At 46.0% G+C, this 22,466-nt stretch carries 24 protein-coding genes; 12 read left to right on the forward strand and 12 right to left on the reverse strand.

Translation table 11 applies throughout. From position 1 onward, the window contains the following. Positions 1-131: 131 nt before the first annotated feature. Entirely contained in the window at positions 132-1,133 is a 1,002-nt protein-coding gene (locus ACS8E3_RS01835) for a DUF3025 domain-containing protein (RefSeq protein WP_439240592.1), read from the reverse strand. A 138-nt stretch (positions 1,134-1,271) separates the two neighbouring features. Here ACS8E3_RS01835 and ACS8E3_RS01840 point away from each other — a divergent pair, with 138 nt between their 5' ends. Together ACS8E3_RS01840 and ACS8E3_RS01845 are read left to right on the forward strand one after the other, a co-directional pair. Continuing rightward, entirely contained in the window at positions 1,272-1,988 is a 717-nt protein-coding gene (locus tag ACS8E3_RS01840) for a metal-dependent hydrolase (protein WP_439240595.1), read from the forward strand. A gap of 28 nt (positions 1,989-2,016) precedes the next feature. After that, positions 2,017-2,556, forward strand: coding sequence for a YchJ family protein (locus tag ACS8E3_RS01845; RefSeq protein ID WP_439240597.1), 540 nt, complete (start codon positions 2,017-2,019; stop codon positions 2,554-2,556). A 3-nt stretch (positions 2,557-2,559) separates the two neighbouring features. Here the strand turns inward: ACS8E3_RS01845 and ACS8E3_RS01850 are convergent, their stop codons facing one another. From ACS8E3_RS01850 to ACS8E3_RS01860, 3 genes are all read right to left on the reverse strand, one after another. Beyond that, a complete protein-coding gene (locus ACS8E3_RS01850; RefSeq protein ID WP_439240599.1) occupies positions 2,560-3,456 on the reverse strand; it encodes a class II glutamine amidotransferase in 897 nt (298 codons plus the stop codon). Beyond that, positions 3,457-3,918, reverse strand: a complete 462-nt coding sequence (locus tag ACS8E3_RS01855) for a hypothetical protein (protein ID WP_439240601.1) — start codon at positions 3,916-3,918, stop codon at positions 3,457-3,459. 62 nt (positions 3,919-3,980) lie between these two features. Continuing rightward, positions 3,981-5,219 carry a homoserine kinase gene (locus ACS8E3_RS01860; protein ID WP_439240603.1) on the reverse strand — a complete coding sequence of 413 codons (1,239 nt, stop codon included), beginning with the start codon at positions 5,217-5,219 and terminating at the stop codon, positions 3,981-3,983. Positions 5,220-5,394: 175 nt separating this feature from the next. Here ACS8E3_RS01860 and hisF point away from each other — a divergent pair, with 175 nt between their 5' ends. From hisF to ACS8E3_RS01910, 10 genes are all read left to right on the forward strand, one after another. Continuing rightward, entirely contained in the window at positions 5,395-6,177 is a 783-nt protein-coding gene (gene hisF, locus ACS8E3_RS01865; protein ID WP_439240605.1) for an imidazole glycerol phosphate synthase subunit HisF, read from the forward strand. A gap of 140 nt (positions 6,178-6,317) precedes the next feature. Next, a complete protein-coding gene (gene ribH, locus ACS8E3_RS01870) occupies positions 6,318-6,839 on the forward strand; it encodes a 6,7-dimethyl-8-ribityllumazine synthase (RefSeq protein ID WP_439240607.1) in 522 nt (173 codons plus the stop codon). A 185-nt stretch (positions 6,840-7,024) separates the two neighbouring features. Next, positions 7,025-7,885, forward strand: a complete 861-nt coding sequence (nusB, locus tag ACS8E3_RS01875) for a transcription antitermination factor NusB (protein WP_439240609.1) — start codon at positions 7,025-7,027, stop codon at positions 7,883-7,885. A 2-nt stretch (positions 7,886-7,887) separates the two neighbouring features. Beyond that, positions 7,888-8,898 (forward strand): thiamine-phosphate kinase, encoded by a 1,011-nt coding sequence (thiL, locus tag ACS8E3_RS01880; protein ID WP_439240611.1) that lies wholly within the window; start codon positions 7,888-7,890, stop codon positions 8,896-8,898. Positions 8,899-8,901: 3 nt separating this feature from the next. Continuing rightward, positions 8,902-9,495 carry a phosphatidylglycerophosphatase A family protein gene (locus ACS8E3_RS01885; RefSeq protein WP_439240613.1) on the forward strand — a complete coding sequence of 198 codons (594 nt, stop codon included), beginning with the start codon at positions 8,902-8,904 and terminating at the stop codon, positions 9,493-9,495. Between the two features lie 117 nt (positions 9,496-9,612). Next, the gene (gene glmU / locus ACS8E3_RS01890) at positions 9,613-10,977 is read left to right on the forward strand and encodes a bifunctional UDP-N-acetylglucosamine diphosphorylase/glucosamine-1-phosphate N-acetyltransferase GlmU (RefSeq protein ID WP_439240616.1); all 1,365 of its coding nucleotides are present in this window, start codon (positions 9,613-9,615) and stop codon (positions 10,975-10,977) included. 171 nt (positions 10,978-11,148) lie between these two features. Next, the gene (glmS, locus tag ACS8E3_RS01895) at positions 11,149-13,026 is read left to right on the forward strand and encodes a glutamine--fructose-6-phosphate transaminase (isomerizing) (RefSeq protein WP_439240618.1); all 1,878 of its coding nucleotides are present in this window, start codon (positions 11,149-11,151) and stop codon (positions 13,024-13,026) included. A 144-nt stretch (positions 13,027-13,170) separates the two neighbouring features. Further along, positions 13,171-13,713, forward strand: a complete 543-nt coding sequence (locus ACS8E3_RS01900; RefSeq protein WP_439240620.1) for a PaaI family thioesterase — start codon at positions 13,171-13,173, stop codon at positions 13,711-13,713. Between the two features lie 46 nt (positions 13,714-13,759). Continuing rightward, on the forward strand, positions 13,760-14,527 hold the full coding sequence (gene truC / locus ACS8E3_RS01905) for a tRNA pseudouridine(65) synthase TruC (RefSeq protein ID WP_439240690.1): 768 nt from the start codon (positions 13,760-13,762) through the stop codon (positions 14,525-14,527). A gap of 157 nt (positions 14,528-14,684) precedes the next feature. Beyond that, positions 14,685-15,017 (forward strand): YnfA family protein, encoded by a 333-nt coding sequence (locus ACS8E3_RS01910; protein WP_439240623.1) that lies wholly within the window; start codon positions 14,685-14,687, stop codon positions 15,015-15,017. Positions 15,018-15,149: 132 nt separating this feature from the next. On the opposite strand, the gene ACS8E3_RS01915 is transcribed toward ACS8E3_RS01910, so the two are convergent. From ACS8E3_RS01915 to ACS8E3_RS01950, 8 genes are all read right to left on the reverse strand, one after another. After that, positions 15,150-15,983: a sulfite exporter TauE/SafE family protein gene (locus ACS8E3_RS01915; protein WP_439240625.1), complete on the reverse strand. Its 834-nt coding sequence runs from the start codon at positions 15,981-15,983 to the stop codon at positions 15,150-15,152. Positions 15,984-16,131: 148 nt separating this feature from the next. Next, the gene (locus ACS8E3_RS01920; protein WP_439240693.1) at positions 16,132-16,644 is read right to left on the reverse strand and encodes a flavin reductase; all 513 of its coding nucleotides are present in this window, start codon (positions 16,642-16,644) and stop codon (positions 16,132-16,134) included. 105 nt (positions 16,645-16,749) lie between these two features. After that, positions 16,750-17,778, reverse strand: a complete 1,029-nt coding sequence (locus ACS8E3_RS01925) for a methionine synthase (protein ID WP_439240627.1) — start codon at positions 17,776-17,778, stop codon at positions 16,750-16,752. Between the two features lie 36 nt (positions 17,779-17,814). Beyond that, entirely contained in the window at positions 17,815-18,822 is a 1,008-nt protein-coding gene (locus tag ACS8E3_RS01930; protein ID WP_439240629.1) for a DUF1852 domain-containing protein, read from the reverse strand. A 334-nt stretch (positions 18,823-19,156) separates the two neighbouring features. Next, positions 19,157-19,768, reverse strand: a complete 612-nt coding sequence (locus ACS8E3_RS01935; RefSeq protein ID WP_439240631.1) for a nitroreductase family protein — start codon at positions 19,766-19,768, stop codon at positions 19,157-19,159. 167 nt (positions 19,769-19,935) lie between these two features. Further along, positions 19,936-20,874, reverse strand: coding sequence for a pirin family protein (locus ACS8E3_RS01940; protein ID WP_439240633.1), 939 nt, complete (start codon positions 20,872-20,874; stop codon positions 19,936-19,938). A 170-nt stretch (positions 20,875-21,044) separates the two neighbouring features. Then, positions 21,045-21,752, reverse strand: coding sequence for a pirin family protein (locus tag ACS8E3_RS01945; protein ID WP_439240635.1), 708 nt, complete (start codon positions 21,750-21,752; stop codon positions 21,045-21,047). Positions 21,753-21,948: 196 nt separating this feature from the next. Further along, positions 21,949-22,335 (reverse strand): DoxX family protein, encoded by a 387-nt coding sequence (locus tag ACS8E3_RS01950; protein WP_439240637.1) that lies wholly within the window; start codon positions 22,333-22,335, stop codon positions 21,949-21,951. Positions 22,336-22,466: the final 131 nt, after the last annotated feature.

Here is a 22,466-nt window from a genome sequence, read left to right on the forward strand (position 1 = left end):
TAGCAGCGTTCTTTTACCATAGCAAATAAGCAGGCGTTTGTTAACGCCTAGGCGTAGGCAAATGGTGGCAGAATCGTAACCAGAGGAGTCCTATATCAAAGCGCGCGGCGGCTTATTATTTACCGCTACCATCATTTTTGCCGATGGCGACCACTGCGAAACACAAAACTATCATCATAAAAGCCTACCTCGCTATTGTCAGACCAAAAATGCGGGACACCTAAGATCGGTAAAGGCGCAAGCTGACGCGGGGTGATATTCTGCTGAGAGAGCAAATCATCCATATAATCGCTAAGCTTATTATCTAGATAACGGATACGTTCATCTGTTGATAAGGTAAAGAAGTCTGGTTCAACATTAATGATCACGCTATGTGCGCATAAGGGTTTACGTGGCTCGATCAATTGCTCAAGTAACGCGTGACCGAATATGTAAACTGCAGCTTTAGCGTCTTTATTAGGAGCATCCGGCTTATCCCAACTCCTTCTCGGTTTGACCAAACTATTTTGCCAATCGAAGTTAATCAAAGCCTTGCCAATGCTAGCATCAGCGGTGACTAAAACTGCGCCATTCTCATCGAACACCGTGATAGTATCGCGCACGCGCCCCCGATTTTTGCTGTTATTAGGCTCGCTGTTATCATTAGTGATCTCGAGCATATGATGATAATTGAGTAATGCTTTGGTCTTGGGAAAGGTCAGCCAAATACTACCATTAAATAAATCATGCAAATTATCGCGAGTCGGAATCTTGCCGGTCGTACCAATAAACTGCTCGTAGCCTTGGCCTTCTAGTAAAGCGTCTTGCGAGACAAACTGCAGAGTGTGAGGGTGATTATCAGCGCTAGGTTTAATCTTTGGTAACGACTGTTGATCCGCTTCGCCTTGCTGCGTTAGCGCTTGGTTTAATACTTTAGCGATAATATCTGTTTGATGATTATCACTATGACTATCAGAATCGGCCTGTTTATCAGCTGAGCGGCTTAACTTATTTATCGTTGCACGCAGATAGTCCAGCTGACTTAAATGATATAGCCAAGGCGCTTGCCAGTCGATAGTAGCAAAGCTGGCATCTAGTTGACGCCCAGTATGAGCACTAGAAAAATAGTGATTTATCGAAGCAGAAGTAGTCATAGAAGCATCATCGCAATAATTATCTAAGAGCCTATAGCAAAGTGGCCTATGCTATCATAGAGCGCTTTTTTGGCGCTAGGTAAACGCCTGCCAAACTAGCCTGATAACTTTTATTAAGAGGATGGATAGCAAAGAAACATGGCAAATTTTAACACCCATCTAAACGGCGCTTTTGCCGTAAGCGGTATCATGGCGCTGACCGTTTATAAAGCAGGGCTCATTGAGGATTCAGGTTTTTTATTGTGTGTAGCGCTCGGGACTGTGGGCGGCTTGCTCCCTGATTTGGACTCTGATAACTCGACCCCGATTAAGCTTGGTTTTAACATGGCGTCTTTTGTGTTTGCTTTTGGGCTAGTGATGCACTGGCGCGATGACTTGAGCTTAGTGGCCTTGATAGCATTATGGCTAGCCGGTTATGGCTTTATGCGCTATATCGTCTTTCATTTGTTTACCAGTATTACCGTGCATCGCGGTATTATTCATTCGGTGCCTTACATGGCAGTATTGGGTTTGGGCATGGTGAGTTTGAGCTACTATGTTTTGGGCAATGCTTTGACAGCCAGCTGGTTCTTTGGCTTGTTTTTATTCGGCGGGGCTATGGTGCATCTGGCTCTTGATGAGCTTTATAGCGTCAATCTAATGGGCATGAGAATGAAGCGCTCATCAGGTACGGCGATGAAGTTCTACCAGCATAAAGACAAATGGTGGTATCTGTTATTGTATGTACTCATTGCGCTATTGGTCTATTTTGCGCCGCCCGTTACCGAGTTTTGGCAACAGCTACGTGATCCTGCTCCTTGGGCTCAATTAAAAATGGGGATATTGCCTGCTTTGTTAGAAGATTATTTACGTTAGAACCAACCAATACTTATTAGAGAAAACTATGACTTTATGCCCTTGCCAAGTCTCAAGCAATTTAAGTTTTTTGAGCCAAGCTATCGCTTATAGCGACTGTTGCCAACCGTATCATGATAGTTTGCTTGACGACAGTAGTGATAAATTAGATAGCATTAAAGCTGAGACCGCAGAGCGGCTGATGCGTACCCGTTATAGCGCCTTTGTACTAGTAAAGCCCGAGTATATCGTCAAGACTACCGTGCCCGCGCAGCAAAGTTTGCTTGATGTTGCAGCGATTGAAGAATGGGCAAGGCAGACGCCTTGGGCGGGGCTGGAGATCGTCAGGCACACGCCAAAACTTGGTAAACGTCACGCACAGGTTGAGTTTAAAGCTTACTTTGATACGCCCGATGGGCAGCAAGCACATCATGAGCGCTCTACTTTCGTAAAAGTGAAAGAAGAATCTAATAATGAGCGCTGGTGTTTCTTAGATCCGACAGTAGCGATGACTGTTAGTCAAAAACAGCCCTGCATTTGCGGCTCTGGAGAAAAGTTTAAAAGGTGTTGTGGTGGTTATTTACCATAAACCCTAAACACTCGCCCCAACCGACCTTGCAATCGCTATTCCCTCCTCAATGGTCAAAAACTTACGTAGGCTAGGACTGTCCTTAAACAGTATCTCACCATCTTGGAATATCAGGCATTCATTCACCGCAATCTGTTGCCATTTTTCATTTTCTGTTAAAGGCACCGTCACCAGTATCGTCACCTTATCCGTATCGGTCGTGACATCGCCGAAGTTAATGGCTAAATCATCGTCGGCTAATTTCGCTTCGCCAAATGGCGCTTGACGAGTGAGATAAAACAATAAGCTTCCGGCATAAGCCAATTGCCAGCGTCCGTTAGATATTAAGCAATTAAAAAGCCCATTGGCAGACAGATAACGGCACTGAGTAGTCAAAAAATTAAATAAAGTTTTATCATCGGGACGCGACTTAAAGCTGCTTTTTAGCCGATTAATGAGATAACAAAACGCCATTTCAGAATCAGTCGAGCCGACAGGTTGGCAGTGCTCGGCGTTACCATTATCTTGTAAACGCTGACAGCGCTCGATAAAAGCCTTATTCATCTGACCATTATGGGCAAAAACCCACTGCTCGCCCCAGACTTCGCGCGTGAACGGATGCGTATTCGCTAAGCAGTTCTGTCCTTGCGTCGCCTTACGAATATGAGCAATCACATTCATCGCTTTTATCGGATAATTATTGACTAAGTCGGCAACGGGAGACAAGTGACTCGGACGATTATCATGGAATAGACGTAGGCCAGTAGAATCGTTTTGCACCGCGCATTCACTACGCTCAAAAAAAGCAATGCCGAAGCCATCTTCGTGGCTGTCAGTCATGCCGCCGCGCTTGCGAAATCCGGCAAAGCTAAAGCCGATATCGGTTGGGGTATTACAGTTCATTCCTAAAAGCTGACACATTTATCGATTACCGCCCTGATTATCTGAATTTGTACTACTTATCGCCGTATCTGAGACGATGCCTAATTCTGCATCGCTCATAGTATTGAGTAACGCCTCGCCATCACTATCGCCCTCGACGCCGCTTAAGATACGTTGAGCCTGCGCCAGATCGCTCATTTCTACCCACAGCACGACGCCAGAATTCATCCCGGGGATGGCGCTTAGCGGTTGCAAGGACACGGTGATACCATTATTGCGTAGCAAGTTAGCGTGCAGCTCGCCTTGCATATTGGTATCGTAGCGCGCTAGCTTATGCCAGTTATCGACTTGGTCGGTCATAGAGTTATCCTTAGAGGGTGCCGCGTGAAGGGTTGAAGAATTAGGCAGTGTAGGGCTTGCGACCACGCGCTTGCTTATGGGCCGAACCGCCGCCTTATTGACATTTTTTGTGATCAAAGCTTGGATAACTAGTAGGGTCACGTTAGCTACGCCTTTGTCCTAGAGCTATTTTTATGAGCGGATAAGGGTTTATAAACTAGGATTTAATAAACCACAAACCCTGATGACCAGTTGATTTGACCTAGCGGATATTCGTCGATATGAAAACCGTTAGGATAATCTTTAAAGCCGGGCTGAGTGCTTAATTGCGCTATCGCTGCTTGCGCTTGCTCTAAACTTGCAAACACGCCTATGAGTTTAAAATCTTCGATGTCGTTATCGCTATTATCGTCCTCATAGCGGGTATGCTCTAGCACAAATACCGAATCTTGCGCTTTTTCGACCTGCGCCCAGTGATAAGCGGCTAAGCGCTTCATAAGATCAGGGTTTTTGACCATGATGTTGTCGCCGGTGCGTCCCTCAGAACGATTGTAGTAGATGACGTTGAGGCGCAGTAGCCAAAATATCACTGCCGCTTTGGCTAGCATCACTGGCATGGCTTGCTTTTCATCATTAGTCAGCGCACGTTTTGACTCATAACCTTGCAAATAAGCGCTCATTTTTTGGCGATCAAAGTCTACTGATTCGCCTTGTTCGGCATCGCCCCACGTGGTACAAAAATCATTGATAGTAATGGCAATATCCATTACGTAATGCTCGACACTGACCTCAGTAAAGTCTAGCAGACCAGTTAATGTCTCATTATCTTTCGCTAAATTCCATAAGGTATTATCAGCGAACATATCGAGATGACACAAACCTTGCGGCAGCTCAGCTAAAGGTAAATCGCTATAGGATTGCCAGATATCATGCATCAGCTTGGCTTCATCACTTGGCATAAACTGAATTTCGCGGTCGCGCACCTCATCCCACGGATATAAAGGTACACCATAATCATGCGCCGGTTGCAATTCTTGCAGCGTCTCATGCAGCATCGCTAATGCCGCGCCAATCTCATGACACATCGCTGGCGTGGTCTGCTTAGGATGCTCGCCTGCTAAGCAAGGGACGATAGTGATCGCTTTATCTTCATAACGAATGACATAGCGTTTATCTTCACTAGTATCAGTACTGTCCTCAACGAGAGCTAATGGCGCCGCGACTGGTAGTTTGCCGTCTAACTGATTGAGAATGACCGCCATCTTTTCAATATCTTCCGGTGGACGCTCTTCGAATAACGTGAAAACGTAAGAGTAATCGCCCTCAGTATCATCGGTAGTCTGAATAAACCAGTTCGAGTTTTTGATCCCTTGAGTAATAGGAATAGCGCGGACAAAGGACACGCCAAAGCTTGCGCAAAAGGCCGCAAATTGATCATCAGTTAACTGGGTGTAGACAGACATGATATCTCACTTGTGCAATAAAATAAGGTGAATTTGGCAGATAATGCCAGTAATTATACGCTGTCTGAGTCAACAGTCACTAAAAGCAGATAAATTTAGCGAAAACCTGCCTGATATGGCGGCGATTTTGGTAGACTAGCGCCTTGGATGCATTGATTATAAGGTGAAAGGCCCTATGTTAGCAAAGCGTATCATTCCTTGTTTGGATGTGGATAATGGCCGAGTGGTCAAAGGCGTACAATTCGTCGATATTAAAGATGCCGGCGATCCAGTCGAAGTCGCTAGACGCTATAATGAGCAAGGCGCAGATGAGATTACCTTTTTGGACATTACCGCTACCAGCGATGCGCGTGATACCACTTATCATACGGTGGAGCGTATGGCGGAGAGTGTCTTTGTGCCGCTCACTGTGGGCGGCGGCGTGCGTAAAATTAGCGATATTCGTAATTTGCTTAATGCTGGCGCTGATAAAGTGGCGATCAATTCCGCGGCAGTTTTCACGCCTGAGTTTGTTGGCGAGGCGGCGCAAAAATTCGGTAATCAATGTATCGTTGTCGCCATCGATGCCAAGCGCGTCGCCGACATCGACGTTAACGGTATCAAAATGCCACGTTGGGAGATTTTCACTCATGGTGGTCGTAAGCCTACCGGTATCGATGCCGTTGTCTGGGCGCGCAAAATGGCGGAGCTCGGCGCAGGCGAGCTACTGGTCACCTCGATGGATGGTGATGGCACCAAGCAAGGCTATGACTTAGCGCTAATGAAGCACATTACCGATCAGGTCAATATCCCGGTTATCGCTTCAGGCGGTGTCGGTAATCTACAGCACTTAGTCGACGGCGTACTTGAGGGCGGTGTTGATGCGGTGCTCGCGGCGAGCATCTTTCACTTCGGGGAGTACAGCGTACAAGAAGCCAAGCAGTATATGGCAGCGCAAGGTATTAAAATGCGTTTATAATCGGCGCTTAAGTAAACCCTTAACGCGAAAAAATGCTATCATAGTCAACCACTTATTTTAGCTCATTCTACTTTTAAAAAATTAATAAAAAGCATAGTTAACTTACTCTATAACTTCTACTAAAATCAAAGGATATTTTTATGTCAAATCTACAGCAGCAGCGCAATGATGTGACTCATATCGATGGCAATTTGCATCAGAATGAAGACGCGCGTATCGGTATCGTCGTCGGTCGTTTCAATGGCTTCGTCGTTGAGTCCTTAGTCGACGGCGCGATCGATGCGCTCCTGCGTCATGGTGTATTAGGTAGCAATATCACGGTCGTGCGCGTCCCTGGTGCTTTTGAGCTGCCCTTGGTCGCCCAGCGCGCCGCAGAGTCTGATCGTTTTGACGCCATTATTGCCTTAGGCGCGATCATTCGTGGTAGCACTCCGCACTTTGATTTTGTCGCGAGTGAATCTGCTAAAGGCTTAAGCGCTGTCGCGATCGACTATAACATTCCAGTCGCTAATGGCGTACTGACCACCGACAGCATCGAGCAAGCGATTGAGCGTGCAGGTACTAAAGCTGGTAATAAAGGCTCTGAGGCGGCAATGGTGGTGCTAGAGATGTTAGCCGTATTATCACAATTAGATATCGATGACGATAGCGATGATGCTTAGTTTTAGATGACTTAATCTAGCAAAACTAGCTCGTTAACTAAATTATAAATAACGCTATGATAATGGATCATAGCGTTATAGCTCTAAAACTGACTGGCTATCTTGGCTAGTCGACTACTATTTAACATTCTATTGGCTATTTTTTAACTTAGTTAAACTTTTTGTTTAAACCTTAGGTATTTTTCATGACTGACCAACTCAAACGCGCTATCAATGAAGCAAAGACGGCAAAAACTACTATCAATTCTACTGATCACGCGGGTACTAGCAGTGATGAACAAAACTTCGATATGAGTGAGTCGACTTATAAGACTAGCCATACTGCAGTTCGTAAAGCTCGTCGCTTTGCCATGCAAGGCTTATATGAGTGGCTAGTAACTGATCGCCGTTTTGAGACCACAGATAAGCTTGGCTGGAAAGACAACGCTCCGCATGATATCGCCGCGCGCACGCGTGCGACCAATGCTATGCATACCGTGCACATTGGCTACTATCATGAGATGATGCGTGATATCCCAGAGCAGATAGAAGCGTTAGACGCTTTGATTGAGCAACATCTAGATCGCGAAGTCGATAAGCTCGATACCGTAGAACACGCGATTTTACTGATTGGCGCTTACGAACTACAAAACCGTCTTGAGATCCCATATAAAGTAGTGCTTGATGAAGCGATGAAGCTCAATAATCACTTTGGCGCGACTGACGCGCACAAATTGATCAATGCCGTCCTCGATAGACTCGCAATTGAGTTACGCGCGCTTGAAGTTGACGCCGATACTAAGGCTAATAAACGCACTGCGCAGAAAGCTGCCGCTCAGCCGCAAGCCGTGTCGCAAGCGGACACCGATACCGAGTTAGCTGCCAGTCCTACCGATAAACCTACGGCTTCTAATAAGCCGCGGATCAGCGCCAATAAAACGAACGTTAAGCGCGACCGCCCGAATAAAGCCAGTACTGCGACCAAACAAGCTATTAAAAAAGCGGCTGTGCAACCGTCAATCTCTGATAATGACGCAAAAAACACTGAAGCAAATAATAAAGACTAGCCATGAACGAGTTTGAGCTGATCGAGCGTATATTCCGAACTCTGCAAGCTGAGTCGCCTTCTGCTGGTATAGAAAAAGCCATCGGTGATGATGCGGCGGTTATGAGTCTGCCAGCAGGCGCACGCTTGGTCAGTTGTATCGATACCTTAGTACAAGGCCGCCACTTTGGCGCTGATTGGAGCCAAGTCAATGAGCTTGCCTTTCAGATTGGCTATAAAGCCGTCGCGGTCAATGTCTCAGATATCGCCGCGATGGGCGCGACGCCGCATAGTATTTTACTAGCGTTAGCACTACCTGAACGCTTAGCAAACGAGCCATGGCTGAGCGACTTTGCTAAAGGTTTGTTTCATGCCTGCCAACAGTTTGGCGTCACCTTAATCGGCGGCGATACCACGCGTAGTGATACTTTAGTATTAAGCGTAAGCGCGCAAGGCCTATTGGCGGCCGATACGAAAGCTATCTACCGCTCTGGTGCACAAGTCGGTGACAAGGTTTATGTCTCAGGGACGCTTGGTGACGCCGCTTATGCACTCAATCATCCTGATAGTGAGACGGGGCGACAGTTAGCGCACAGGTTACATATGCCGACACCACGCATTCAGCTTGGCGCATCGCTTGCAAAGACTGACGCTACATCGATGATAGATATCTCCGATGGCCTGTATCAGGACCTCTCGCATATCTGTCAGCAAAGCGGTGTCACCATGCGTATCGATATAGAAAAGCTGCCAACTAGCGAGCCTTTATTACAGGCGGATGAAGCTGAGCGCTTATTATGCCAGTTGGCAGGCGGCGATGATTACGAATTGGCGTTCACGATGCCCGCTGATATCGCACCGCCTTTTGAGCATACAACCAATACACCAGTGACCTGTATCGGCGAAGTAGCCGCGACTGATTCGGCGCGACCACAGCCGCAGTTATTTTATAATGGACTAGCCGTCACCGCAGCTCATCCTGCCCCTTTTTCTTCGCTGCCCTCATTTACGGGTTATCAACATTTTATAGGTTAGCCCATGACTGATGATTCTTCTAATCCCCACCATCATAAGCCTGACATTAGCAAGGCCAATGACTGCCCGCCTCTGCCTACTAATGCCAGTCTGCTCGATACTATCGTCTACTGGCTCGGTTTGGGTTTAGGCAGTGGGCTGCCGCGCCGGGCGCCGGGCACTTGGGGCACCGTTGGTGGGCTGATTGTCGCTATTCCTTTATTGAGCTTAGGGTTTACCACTTTTCTGATAGTTACTATTTTATCCTGTGTGATTGGAGTTTGGATCTGTGATCGCAGCTCTAAGTTGATGGGCGTCCATGACGATCCGCATATCGTTTGGGATGAGTGGGCAGGTATTTGGATTACCTTACTGCCCTTCTCTTATTTAGGCGTCAGTACCACCAGCTTTTTGTCAGATATTAGCCAACCTATCGCTATCTTTGCGCTCATTATCGCCTTCATCTTGTTTCGCTTCTTTGATATTATCAAGCCGCCGCCGATTGGCTGGGCGGATAAAAAAGTCGCTGGCGGCTTAGGCATCATGCTCGATGATATTATCGCCGGTATCATGGCTGCCGTGGTCTGGCTGATTATCATGGCTGGGGTGCTGCTATAGTTTCAATGAGATGCCTCCTGCAAAATTTGAAGCCAAACCCATACAAAGCTTATGTGATTTTTATTCAGCTTTAAGCTATAATCTAAAAATACATTTTGTTACAACTGTAGAGTAATTATGACATCTTCTCTTTCTGTGATTATCCTCGCTGCCGGCAAAGGCACACGTATGCAGTCGGCTAAGCCCAAAGTGCTGCAGACCCTAGCCGGCAAGCCCTTACTTAGCCACGTACTAGATACTTGTCATCATTTGACAGTTGACGAGACTATCGTGGTTTATGGCTTTGGCGGTGAGCAAGTTAAGGAAGCGATGAGCACTTATAACTTGGCTTGGGTAGAGCAGACTGAGCAGTTAGGGACTGGTCACGCGGTAAAAGTCGCTTTGGATAAATTACCACAAACAGGCCAGAGTCTGATTCTTTATGGTGATGTACCGCTAGTCAGCCGTCAGACGCTATCAGCATTACAATCCGCTAATACCGATGGCATGTCGATGCTCACGTTGAGAGTGAATAATCCGTTTGGACTTGGCCGGATCAAGCGCGATGATGCCGGTAACATCGAAGCTATCGTCGAGCAAAAAGACGCCAGCGACGCAGAGCAACAGATCACTGAGATCAATAGCGGTATCTATTGCGTCGATAATGCCCTACTACATAAATATCTGCCTAAGCTGTCGAATGATAACGCGCAAGCAGAGTACTATCTCACTGATATTGTCAAAATGGCAGTCGCTGATGGCATCGCTATTGCCGCTATCGAGCCTGAACATGCGTTTGAGATTGAGGGCGTCAATAACCGTCAACAATTAGCTAGTTTAGAGCGCTCTTGGCAGAATAAATTAGTCCATGACCTGCAAGTGGCTGGCGTACAGTTTGCCGATCCTACCCGCGTCGATATTCGCGGTAGTTTAAGCGCTGGTCAAGATGTGTTTGTCGATGTCAATGTGGTATTCGAAGGCGACTGCGTGTTAGGTGATAACGTCTACATCGAAGCTGGCAATGTGATTAAAAACTCGCAAATCGGTAATGCTTGCTATATCAAGCCAAACTGCGTCATCGATCAAGCAAAAGTCGGTGCAGGCGTGGATATCGGTCCCTTTGCGCATCTACGTCCTAATACGGTGCTCTCTGACCATAGCAAAATCGGTAATTTCGTTGAGATTAAGAAGTCCGTCGTCGGTCAAGGCAGTAAGGTAAACCACCTAAGCTATATCGGTGATACCACTATCGGTACGGATGTCAATGTCGGCGCAGGGACGATCACTTGTAATTATGATGGCGTCAATAAGTCGCAGACTATTATTGAGGACAACGCCTTTATCGGTTCTAACTCAAGTTTAGTCGCGCCAGTGACTATCGGTCATACTTCGACAGTAGCAGCCGGTTCAGTCATCACTAAAGATGTCGATGCTAATGCGCTAGCACTGGGCCGAGGACGCCAAGTACAAAAAGACAATTTTCAACGTCCGACCAAAAAGTAGCAGTAGCTAAATAGTCGGCCTGCAACACGATACCGGCCAAAAATAAGCAGCGCGACAACACTTGTGGTGCTGCTTACTGCTATATGGTTTTAAAGAAATTTACCAGAATAGCTATCGAAATATCAAAGTATTGTCACTTTAAAATGAAAACATCGAATTTAAGGAATTACTATGTGCGGAATCGTAGGCGCGGTCGCTGAGCGTAATATCGCTAATATCTTACTAGAAGGGCTTAAACGCTTAGAATATAGAGGCTATGATTCTGCCGGTCTAACGGTGATTCGTAATAACGAACTACATCGTGAGCGCCAAGTGGGCAAAGTGCAAGAATTGGTCAATGCCGTGGCAGTCAATCCGCAGTTCTTTGATGGTCATATCGGTATTGCACACACACGCTGGGCAACGCATGGCGAGCCGGCACAGCGCAATGCTCATCCACATATTTCGGGTAAAATAGCTGTCGTTCATAACGGTATCGTTGAGAACTACGCCGAGCTTAAAGAAGATCTCATTGCTAAAGGCTATGAGTTTACCTCACAGACTGATACTGAGGTGGTGGCTCATCTTATCAATGATTTATATAGCCAAAACGAGGACTTACTAGCAGCGGTTCGCGCCGTCATTCCTATGCTGCACGGCGCGTTTGCTTTAGGTATCGTTCATGTCGATTGCCCAGAGGAGCTTGTCGCGGTACGCCTCGGCTCGCCATTGGTCATTGGTGTCGGTATCGGTGAGAATTTTATTGCCTCTGATCAGTTGGCACTATTACCTGTCACCAATCGCTTTATGTACCTAGAAGAAGGCGATATCGCTAGCATTACGCGTGATAAGGTTACCGTTTATGCCGATGGCGCAGAGGTCAATCGTCAGATCAATGAGATTGACGCCCAGCAGCACAATGCCGATAAAGGCGAGTTCAAGCACTATATGCTCAAAGAGATCTATGAGCAGCCCGATGCCGTATCACGCACTTTAGAGATGGCGCTAGAGAGCAGTGTCACAAGCGAGCATACAAACCATGAAGCTCAAAATAGCTACCAATTAAAATCAGACTTTCTGCAGCGTCACGAGTCCAAGCTTGCCGATATCCGCCACATTCAAGTCATCGCTTGCGGTACGAGTTATCACGCGGGTATGGTGGCCAAATATTGGTTTGAGAACTTAACGCGCCTGCCTTGCTCGGTCGAAGTGGCGAGCGAGTTTCGTTACCGCAATCCGGTCGTCGTTGATCACTCTTTAGTGATTTGCATCTCACAATCGGGTGAGACAGCAGACACACTATCGGCACTGCGCGATACGCAAAAGCAAGCGCCTACCGGTCTTGTCAGCTTAGCTTTATGTAATGTACCGACCTCGTCGCTCGTGCGTGAGACTGATATTTATCTGCCTACGCATGCAGGCCCTGAGATTGGCGTCGCCTCGACTAAGGCATTTACCACCCAATTGGTGGCGTTGATGCTACTGGTGCTCAAGATTGGCGTTATCCAATCGCGTTTAGACGATGAGCGCTTAACGACTCTACTCGGCGCGCTACACAAGCTGCCTAGTCAGCTGTACGCTAGCCTCCATCTTGATGAAGATATCAAAGCGATGAGTACGAACTTCGAAGATAGAAAAAGCTGCCTATTTTTAGGCCGCGGTCTCCAGTTCCCGATTGCGCTTGAAGGTGCACTCAAGCTCAAAGAAATCTCCTACATTCACGCGGAAGGTTATGCTGCAGGCGAGCTAAAACATGGGCCATTAGCGCTAGTGGATAAGGACATGCCTATCGTTGTGCTCGCGCCAAAAGATAGTATGTTCGATAAGCTTAAAGCCAACATGCAAGAAGTGCACGCGCGTCACGGCGAGCTGTTTGTCTTTGCTGGCGAATCAAGCAAGATGGTAGCGGAAGATCGTCTGCATGTGGTCTATGTTCCCGATGTTTGCGAGGATCTTGCGCCTATCGTCTATAGCGTGCCTGTACAATTATTGTCCTATCATGTGGCAGTAATGCGCGGAACCGACGTCGATCAGCCAAGAAACTTGGCAAAATCAGTGACGGTCGAATAGTTCAAATCATAAAAACCGAGCGTAAAAAAGCCTCGCTACTGTCTTAATAGTAGCGAGGCTTTTTAATATATAGTATATGAGCAAGTTTTTAAGATCATAATAACCACTCATTTAAATATAAACATGATAAAAAAGGATAGTAAAATGGATGATGTAAAAATAGACGCTACCGATGTGACAGCCACTTGGGAAGCTGACGAGTTGCAAGTACGGGCTACGTTAGGTTCTGCAGGAGTAATAACACCTAATAAAATGGTCAGTATCAATGGTAAAGCATTTTTTGATGGTATGTTTGCTGGTCACTTCCCTTCACCACCAATAGGAGAGACGCTTGATTTTATTCCCATCCATATAGCAGATGGTAGTGCCATTTTTCAAGGTCGACCCGGTCAACAACATTACAATCCATTAGGCAGCGTACATGGCGGTTGGTTTTGTACTATTCTTGACTCTGCTGTTGCCTGCGCTATTCACTCAACCCTACCTGCTGGCAAAGGCTATACCACACTTGAGATCAAGGTAAATATGATTCGTGCCTTGACTAAAAATATCCCATTAGTACGTGCCGAAGCCAATACTATCCATGTCGGTCGGCAGACAGCGACTGCTGAAGGTCGCATCGTAGGGCCTGATGGCAAACTCTATGCTCATGCCACAACCACTTGTTTAGTATTTGATATGAAGTAGGCAAACTATTATGGCGACCTCTGCTAAGATTAAAAGCACTGAAAGCATGAATATAGAAAATGACACCACCGACCAAATAAAGATCATCTATGAAGATGAGTTTCTAGTAGCGATAAATAAAGAAGCGGGTCTACTCGTGCATCGCAGTTGGCTGGATAAAGGCGAGACACGCTTTGCTATGCAGCTCACTCGTGATGCGGTAGGTTGCCACGTGTTTCCCGTGCATAGGTTAGACAAACCAACATCAGGCGTGTTGCTCTTTGCCAAAAGCCCAAACGTTGCACGCAGCCTTGGCGAGGCTTTTACTAAGCACAAGGTTACTAAGCAATATTTAGCCGTAGTGCGCGGGTTTATGCCCGAGAAAGGAGTGGTTGATTATGCGTTAAGCTTTAAGCCTGACGCTATTGCCGATAAGTTTGCGGACTTGGACAAACCCGCGCAAGAGGCGGTGACCCATTGGCAATCTTTGGCACAAATTGAGCTACCCTTTGCGGTATCAAAAAAGCATGATACAACGCGCTATAGCCTCGTGCGCTTAATACCTGAGACCGGACGCAAGCATCAGCTGCGTCGGCATATGAGGCATATCTTTCATCATATTGTGGGCGATACTAGCCATGGCGACGGACGGCATAATCGATTTTTTCGGAGTCAATATGGTTGCGCGCGTATGCTACTGCATGCGCAGACGTTAGCGCTTAGCCATCCGGTTACTGGTGAGCCGTTACTCTTAAAAGCAGGATTGGATGAGCAATGGATGAAGGTTTTGGAGGAGTTTTCTTGGGTTGAGAGTGCTGAAGATTCAAGTCCCTAGTAAGGAATTGAAAATTAGGATACAGGCTACTGATAACAATAGCCTATATTATTTATAGCAGCTCAGTGTACATAGCAGTGTATTTTTTGAGGATGTTTTTTACATTGAGATGATAAACTCTAGCGCTACATTATGAATGACTAAAGGGGTAAGTTTTTTGTCTGAATTAAAAACCGTTGGGCTTTTTGTCATTACTGCATTAGCAGAGATTGTAGGTTGCTATTTGCCATACTTATGGCTGAGAGAGGGTAAGTCAATATGGCTGCTTGTCCCAAGCGCGCTTAGTTTGGCCGCCTTCGTTTGGCTGCTGACTTTACATCCAACCGCCGTTGGCAGAGTTTATGCCGCCTACGGTGGCGTATATGTAACGATGGCAATTCTATGGTTATGGGCTGTCGATGATATTCGACCAACGACATGGGACCTATTAGGTACATCAGTGGCACTTTTAGGCATGGCTATTATTATGTTTGCACCGCGCAATACATAGGCTATAACTCAACAGAACCACCTAATTAAGGGCCTTAATCAATCAATAGACCATTCAAAATAGAACGCTTACTGGAACCCGTTTTACGAGACCTTAAGGCAATGAGCTTCATCAATGACGCCTAAGCCACCCCTAAACCAAACCCTTATAAAGAAAATAAATCCCCACTACAAATAATAATACCGAAAAACACTTTTTCAAAATCTCTGGCGATAAGATATGCGCGACCTTTGCGCCAAGCTTCGCGGTAAAAAAGCTCATGCTCGCAATACCCAAGAACGCATAAATATGCACAAAGCCAACAGTATTAGGCACATCAACTTGCTGCTGCATCCCAAAGAACATAAACCCTAACGCGCCAGCTATGGCAATCGGCAGGCCACACGCTGCTGAGGTGCCCACCGCTTTTTGCATGACGACATTATAGCGAGTGAGATAAGGCACGGTTAAGCTGCCACCACCAATACCAAAGATGGCAGACGCGATACCGATAACGCCGCCTGCCGCGAGTTGCTTAGGTTTTGACGGTAACTCAGTCTGAGCATATTCAAGCCCACCAATATTATCAGTCTGACTAGCGACTTTCTTTTTGACACCGAAAAACATCTTATAGGCGACCCACAGCAAAAACACCCCAACGATAAGCTGAAGATATAGCCCAGATATCTGCCCTGCTATCCCAGCGCCAAAAAAACAACCCAAGGCTAAACCGGGTGCTAGGTTTTTAAAGACCGGCCACATGACGCCGCCCTTTTTATTGTGTGCCATTAAGGAGCTGATCGAGGTGACGATGATAGTCGCCAGCGATGTACCTAGCGCGAGATGCATGATGTTGTCAGGGCTATAGCCCATTTGGGTAAAGACGATAAATAACAGCGGTACGATAATGGTGCCACCGCCCACGCCAAACAGTCCGGCTGCGAATCCTGCTAGCGCGCCTATAATTAAAAAAATGAGTAGTTCCACGGGATAGCATCTTCTTAGTTGAATAGTGATTAATGGAGTAATTATTAGGGGCCAGTCAGAGTCATCGTATACGCAAATGCTATTTCAAAAATATTTCGTGCGCAGCTATAAGCTAAGAGACAATAAGAGTTTGGGAGACCTTCATCCTTTAGACGGGTTCTACTTGACCGACGTAATGATAAGCGCGGTTAAAATATACCAAACTCTCATCTTGCCCACTTTGCGATTCTGGAGGTTTAATGGCGACCACTCGGCATATAAGCACACTATGCGTCCCTACTTCTTGAATGTGCTCAATCTCACAATCAAAGCTGACCAGCGCATCTTCTAAAATAGGCGCGCCTGTCGCAAGCTTAGTCCAAGACCCCTGCTCGAATCTCTGATCTGAACACAATTTGGAAGCAAAGGCGTTGGATATGTGTTCATGCTGGGCGCTGAGTACATTGACGCTCAAGACTTTATTATCTATAAAATGCCCGTGTGAGCGCGCCGCCTGATTCATACAGACCAGCAGTGTCGGCGGACTATCGGTGACGCTACATACCGCAGAAGCGGTAAACCCATGAGTTCCAGATCGGCCGTTTGTGGTAATCACATTGACCGCCGTGGGTAATAACGCCATGGCATCTCTAAAATCAGTGGCTTCAATCCTATCTTTCATCATTGCTGCAATTCCAAATTTTAAGTTGATAAGCATATTTGTATTAGTATGCTTATAACTGAGGCCACGCGCACGCTTAAACAAGCTCGTAATTGTTAAGTTTTGCTAAACGCTCAGCTCTTGCCGCACGATTGCCGCGCCTGCGCTCAGCGCTGCTAGCTTGCCGCGCGCCACCTCACGAGACAATGGCGCCATGCCGCAGTTGGTCGACGGATAGAGCTTATCAGCATCGACGAATTGTAGCGCTTTACGTAAGGTATCCGCGACTTGTTCCGGAGTTTCAATCTCGTTGGTGGCAACATCGATAGCACCGACCATCACTTTTTTACCACGAATAAGCTCAATCAGCTCCATCGGCACGTGCGAGTTTTGACACTCAAGCGAGACGATATCGATATTAGAGTGTTGCAGCTTTGGAAAGGCTTGCTCGTATTGACGCCACTCTGAACCCAGTGTCTTCTTCCAGTCATTATTGGCTTTGATACCATAGCCGTAGCAGATATGCACCGCCGTCTCGCACTTTAAGCCTTCGATAGCGCGCTCTAATGTGGCGATACCCCAGTCATTAACATCATCAAAGAACACGTTAAACGCCGGCTCATCGAACTGGATAATATCCACGCCCGCCGCTTCTAATTCGCGCGCCTCGGCGTTAAGGATTTTGGCAAACTCCCATGCGAGCTTTTCACGGCTTTTATAATGGCTATCATACAGCGTATCGATCATGGTCATGGGACCAGGTAGCGCCCATTTGATTGGCTTATCAGTTTGTGCCCGCAAAAACTTGGCATCATCAACGAAAACGGCTCTGGGCCGACTCACCGCATCCACCACTGTCGGCACACTCGCCTCATAGCGGTCACGAATTTTGACCGTTTCGCGCTGCGCAAAATCCACGCCATCGAGATGCTCAATAAAGGTCGTCACAAAATGCTGACGGGTCTGCTCGCCATCACTAACGATATCGATGCCAGCGTGTCTTTGCTCCTGCAACGTCAGACGTAGTGCATCCTGTTTGGCCTCGACTAATTGCTCGCCTTCTAGCGCCCAAGGCGACCAAATCTTCTCAGGTTCGGCCAGCCAAGAGGGTTTTGGCAAGCTGCCTGCGGTTGAGGTGGGTAATAATAATGTCATAATATTCACTGTCTCTATTTTTTGTTATTTAAATCATTAAGCCGCGCGTTTTTTCACGCTATCATTGTCTAGCACAAAGCTTGCTGCCCACTCATCAAGGATAGTTTGATACGGTTTGATAAAGTCATCTTCGGTGAACTTGCCTTGCTTCACCGCCATTTGACTGCGCTCCTCGCGATCATAGACAATCTGCGTTAGCGAGTAATCTTGGTACTTTAAGCTTGGCTGATATACCTGAGCTGCTGTCGAGTTGGCATTATAAATCTCCGGGCGATAGATCTTCTGAAAGGTCTCCATCGTGCTAATGGCGCTTATCAGCTCAAGATCACTGTAGTCGCTGAGCAAATCGCCGGCGAAATAAAACGCCAATGGCGCAACGCTGCCCGCTGGCATAAAGTAGCGCACGGTCAGACCCATCTTATGAAAATAGTCATCGGTGAGCGAATACTCGTCCTGCTTGTATTCCACACCTAATACCGGATGCTGATTGCCTGTGCGCTGATAGGTCTTGGTGCTTGAGACACTTAGGCAAATCACCGGCTGCTTATCAAACTGCTCGAGGTACACCTCTGAGCGCAGTAAATGCTGAAATAGCTTGCCATGCAGCACGCCAAACTCTGCTGGCGGCGGCAATGTTGGGTGACTATCAAAATGCTCTGGTAACACAATACTAAAATCATAATCGCGCACATAAGAGGAAAAGCTATTACCGATCATCCCATCGATACGCTCATTAGTCTTATGATCGACAATAGTGGTTTTTAAGGTTTCAATAACGGGGAAAGTGTCGCCATTGCCCTCAACATCCAAATCAGCGGAGATGATATCGACCTCTACCGTGTAACGATCGGCGGTTGGGTTATCCCAATGCGCTAGATCATTAAAGCGATTGTTTATCATAGTTAAGGTCTTGCGCAGATTCTCTTGACGATTCTCACCGCGTGCTAAATTGGCAAAGTTCGTCGTCAGCCGCGTGCTATCTGCTGGCTGATAGTCTTCGTCGAAGCGAATGCTGGATATAGAATAGGTAAATGGCTGTGTCATGATTGTCCCCTTTGCTACCCTGATGGGCAGTCTGCCAAAGCATCAGATAAAAGCTAATTTGTGTATGGGATGAATCATACCTAAAGTACGACATGAATAAAAACGATACTATTTTAATATAAGATGAAAAAAAATCATGTTAATGGTTAAGTTATAATATAGATAAAATAGTAGAGGTTTATATCAAGATTTAGAGAAGCCGTTATTAAGCTAACTTATCTACAAGAATTTATTGTGACAAATAAAATAGCCCTACATGAAAAACCCCGCTACTGTAAGCAACAGTAGCGAGGTTTAGATATTGGTAATTTTTAACTATTAAACCATTCTAAAATTACGCACCAAATACTTTCATACGCTCATCTAAGGGCTTAAACTCTTTGTCGCCTGCTGGCTGCTCAATGCTACCGAACACAAGCTGCGCGTTCAACTCCCAGTCATCATTTAGGTTCCAAGTGCTACCCACTTCCTTATCGATAACGGGATTGTAATGTTGTAAGTTGGCACCAATATCTAGGCTAGCTAGCGCCGTCCAGATTTCATACTGGTGCATTGCACTAGTTTGATGAGCCCAAATAGGGAACTTATCAGCGTATAAAGGAGCTGCCGCTTGCATATCACGGACAACACTATGATCTTCAAAGAACATCACTGTGCCTGCACCTGCTCTAAAACCATCTAGCTTTTGCTTTGTCGAAGCAAATTGCTCATCATCATTGACGATAGTACGTAGCTTGTCTTCAGTGATATCCCACAGCTTTTTGTGATCATCACCAAATAACACCACGACGCGTGTTGATTGAGAATTAAATGCAGAGGGCACATGTAGTACTGCATGTTCAACGAGTTTGACGATCTCATCGTTGGAGACGGGTAACTCGCTACCTAAAGCATAGATAGAACGGCGTTTTTCAACTAGTTTTTTTAGCGTTTGTAAATCTGACATATATTTTCTCCAATAAGAATTTGATTAAAAATAAAATATGGAACTTAATGTAATGAAGGTATTGTAAAGAAGTTTGGACTCAAGCCATATTCTCTTTTTGTAATTGAACTAACCAATACCTTACAATTTAGAAGTTAATTTAACAAATTGTATTTTCTAGCTTTTCTTTAGCCCTTAAAACCTTCTGGTAATTCAGGGGCAGGCAGACGTTTCATATCTGAGTCAACGTTACCAAAGCGCTCATGGCCGTTGTTCCAGTCAATAATAGATTGCTCAATCTCTTCTTTATTGTCCGCGACAAAGTTCCACCAGAGCAGCACTTGATTATTGAGCGGCTCACCACCGATGAACATCACGCGAGTGCCTTTTTTGGCGACTAATTTGATGCTGCTGTTATTCGCGACATCGCTATCGTGGAAGCGAAATAATTGATCTTGTTTACAAACGTTGCCTTCAGACTCAATCTCACCTTCTGAGACTAAGATACCGTACTCAAAACCGGGCTCTAACGTTAGCGTCACTTCACCGTCCTCAAGCCAATAGACATCAATACCGACCATTTTTGAGTACTGAATAGTAGGCGCCTGATGACGATCGCCTGCCGCTGTAGTATAGCTACCAGTCGTCAGGATCATCTCGACATTACCCTCTGTCCAAGTTGGCAGCTCAGGATAATGATGAAAACCGCGCTCGATCTTTTGATCGGTAGGCAGAGCGATCCATAGCTGTACCATGCTCAACGCGCGCGCTGCATCCGGTGAGCCGCCCGTATCGGGAAATACGCTTTGTTCGGTATGGCTAATACCTTGATTCAGACCTGTGCCTGCAGTCATGACGTTGACTTGGTTTTTGGTGATGACTTGCTCATTACCTAAGCTGTCTTTGTGCAGCACCTCACCATTGAGCATCCAGCTGAAGGTTTGCAGATTGGTATGGGGATGACGACCGACTTGCATGCCGCTCTCATCAGGACCGAATTCGGCGGGGCCAGCATGGTCCAAAAAGCACCAAGCACCGATAGGTTTTTTGCCCGTATTAGGTAATAAACGGGCGATAGGAATACCGCCAACGTCTGCTAGTCTTGGTTCTAGGGTTTGAATACTCATCATCCACCTCTTATTATTCGTTGTCGATTATTAAGATAAAATAGCTATAGACGTGATATAGCATATAGCTATTTTAATGACATCAGTTGTGAAGTTATAATCTAAGCTGCCGCATAAGTACGCTGCCCCACGAGGCACCACAACATGGAGCATTACTACACGGGGCACTATTACATGGGCACTTCCATAAGCAGTACGCGAGCGTCTTCATTGGCATCCATCGTAAAGCTCTTAGTATCCCAAATACCGAGCCCATCACGAGTATCTAATGTGTTACCGTTAATGGTCACTTGACCTTCTAGTACTAACACATAGACCCCGTTATTGGTATCTTTTAGCTCATAAGTTTCGGTGACGCCTTTATCGAAGCGGCCCATATGAAACCAAGCGTTTTGATGAATCCACACGCCAGCATCATCTGCATTAGGTGACAGCACTTGATTAAATTCGTTGTGCTTTGGCTCTTCGTCTATACGTAGCTGCTGATAGCGTGGCTCAACGCCGCCCTTGTTCGGCATGACCCAAATTTGTAAAAACTTCACAGGCTCATTATTATCAGCATTCATTTCACTGTGCGTGATACCGGTACCCGCTGACATCACTTGGATCTCTCCAGTCTCGATGATACCGTTATTACCGATATCATCACCATGTCCAAGCTTACCCGCTAGCGGGATACTAATAATTTCCATATCGCGATGCGAGTGCTTACCAAAGCCTTGACCGGCGATCACTTGGTCGTCGTTGATGACGCGAAGAGCACCAAAGCCCATACGCTCAGGATTGTGATAGTTAGCGAAACTAAAGGTGTGACGGCTTTTGAGCCAGCCGTGATCGGCATTACCACGAGAGTCTGCTGCATGATAGATGGTTTTCATAAATTATCCTTATATTTATGTGGCTTGTTTAAGCTATGGGTCTATTATAATTGTTAACCATAGGCAGATAAACAGCACTAACAACAAATAACTATTCTTATAATAAGAACAATAGATAATTTTATAAAGACACCGCTGCTAGCACTTACCTGTTTTTCGGTCTATGCTATTTGCTGTCTATAACTAGCTATCTATACTAGTAGTATTTATGATTATCGACCGAGTAAGAGCCTGCTCCGTGCGCAAATAATAATAAAAAACCACCAGCAATAGCGATATTTTTCATAAACATCGTCATCTGTGTCTGATCGCCAAAATCGCTGTGAAATAAGAGCGCGGATATCACATTGAACCCTATAAATAAGATAGCGACAATTCGAGTCTTAAAGCCAATAAGAATAGCAATGCCGCCGAGCAGCTCAAGTATAATGACCAACGGTAGCATCAAGGCTGGTACTCCCATAGACTCCATGTAACCTTGGGTTCCAGCATAGTCAGTGATCTTATTAAATCCCGACACGATAAAAATTAGCGATAAGAACACCCGACCTAACAACATACTAATATCTTGAAATCTTTCCATAATGGCTCTTCCTCTATTTCGATATTGATTTTATACCTTGATTTATAATACACCTTATATAAGCCGCCTAATACCAGAATATGACGCCCTTATATTTACCCTTTAGATTAGGGTTTGTTATGATTCTTATA

The organism is Psychrobacter sp. 2Y5, from assembly GCF_051847375.1.
GTDB lineage: Bacteria > Pseudomonadota > Gammaproteobacteria > Pseudomonadales > Moraxellaceae > Psychrobacter.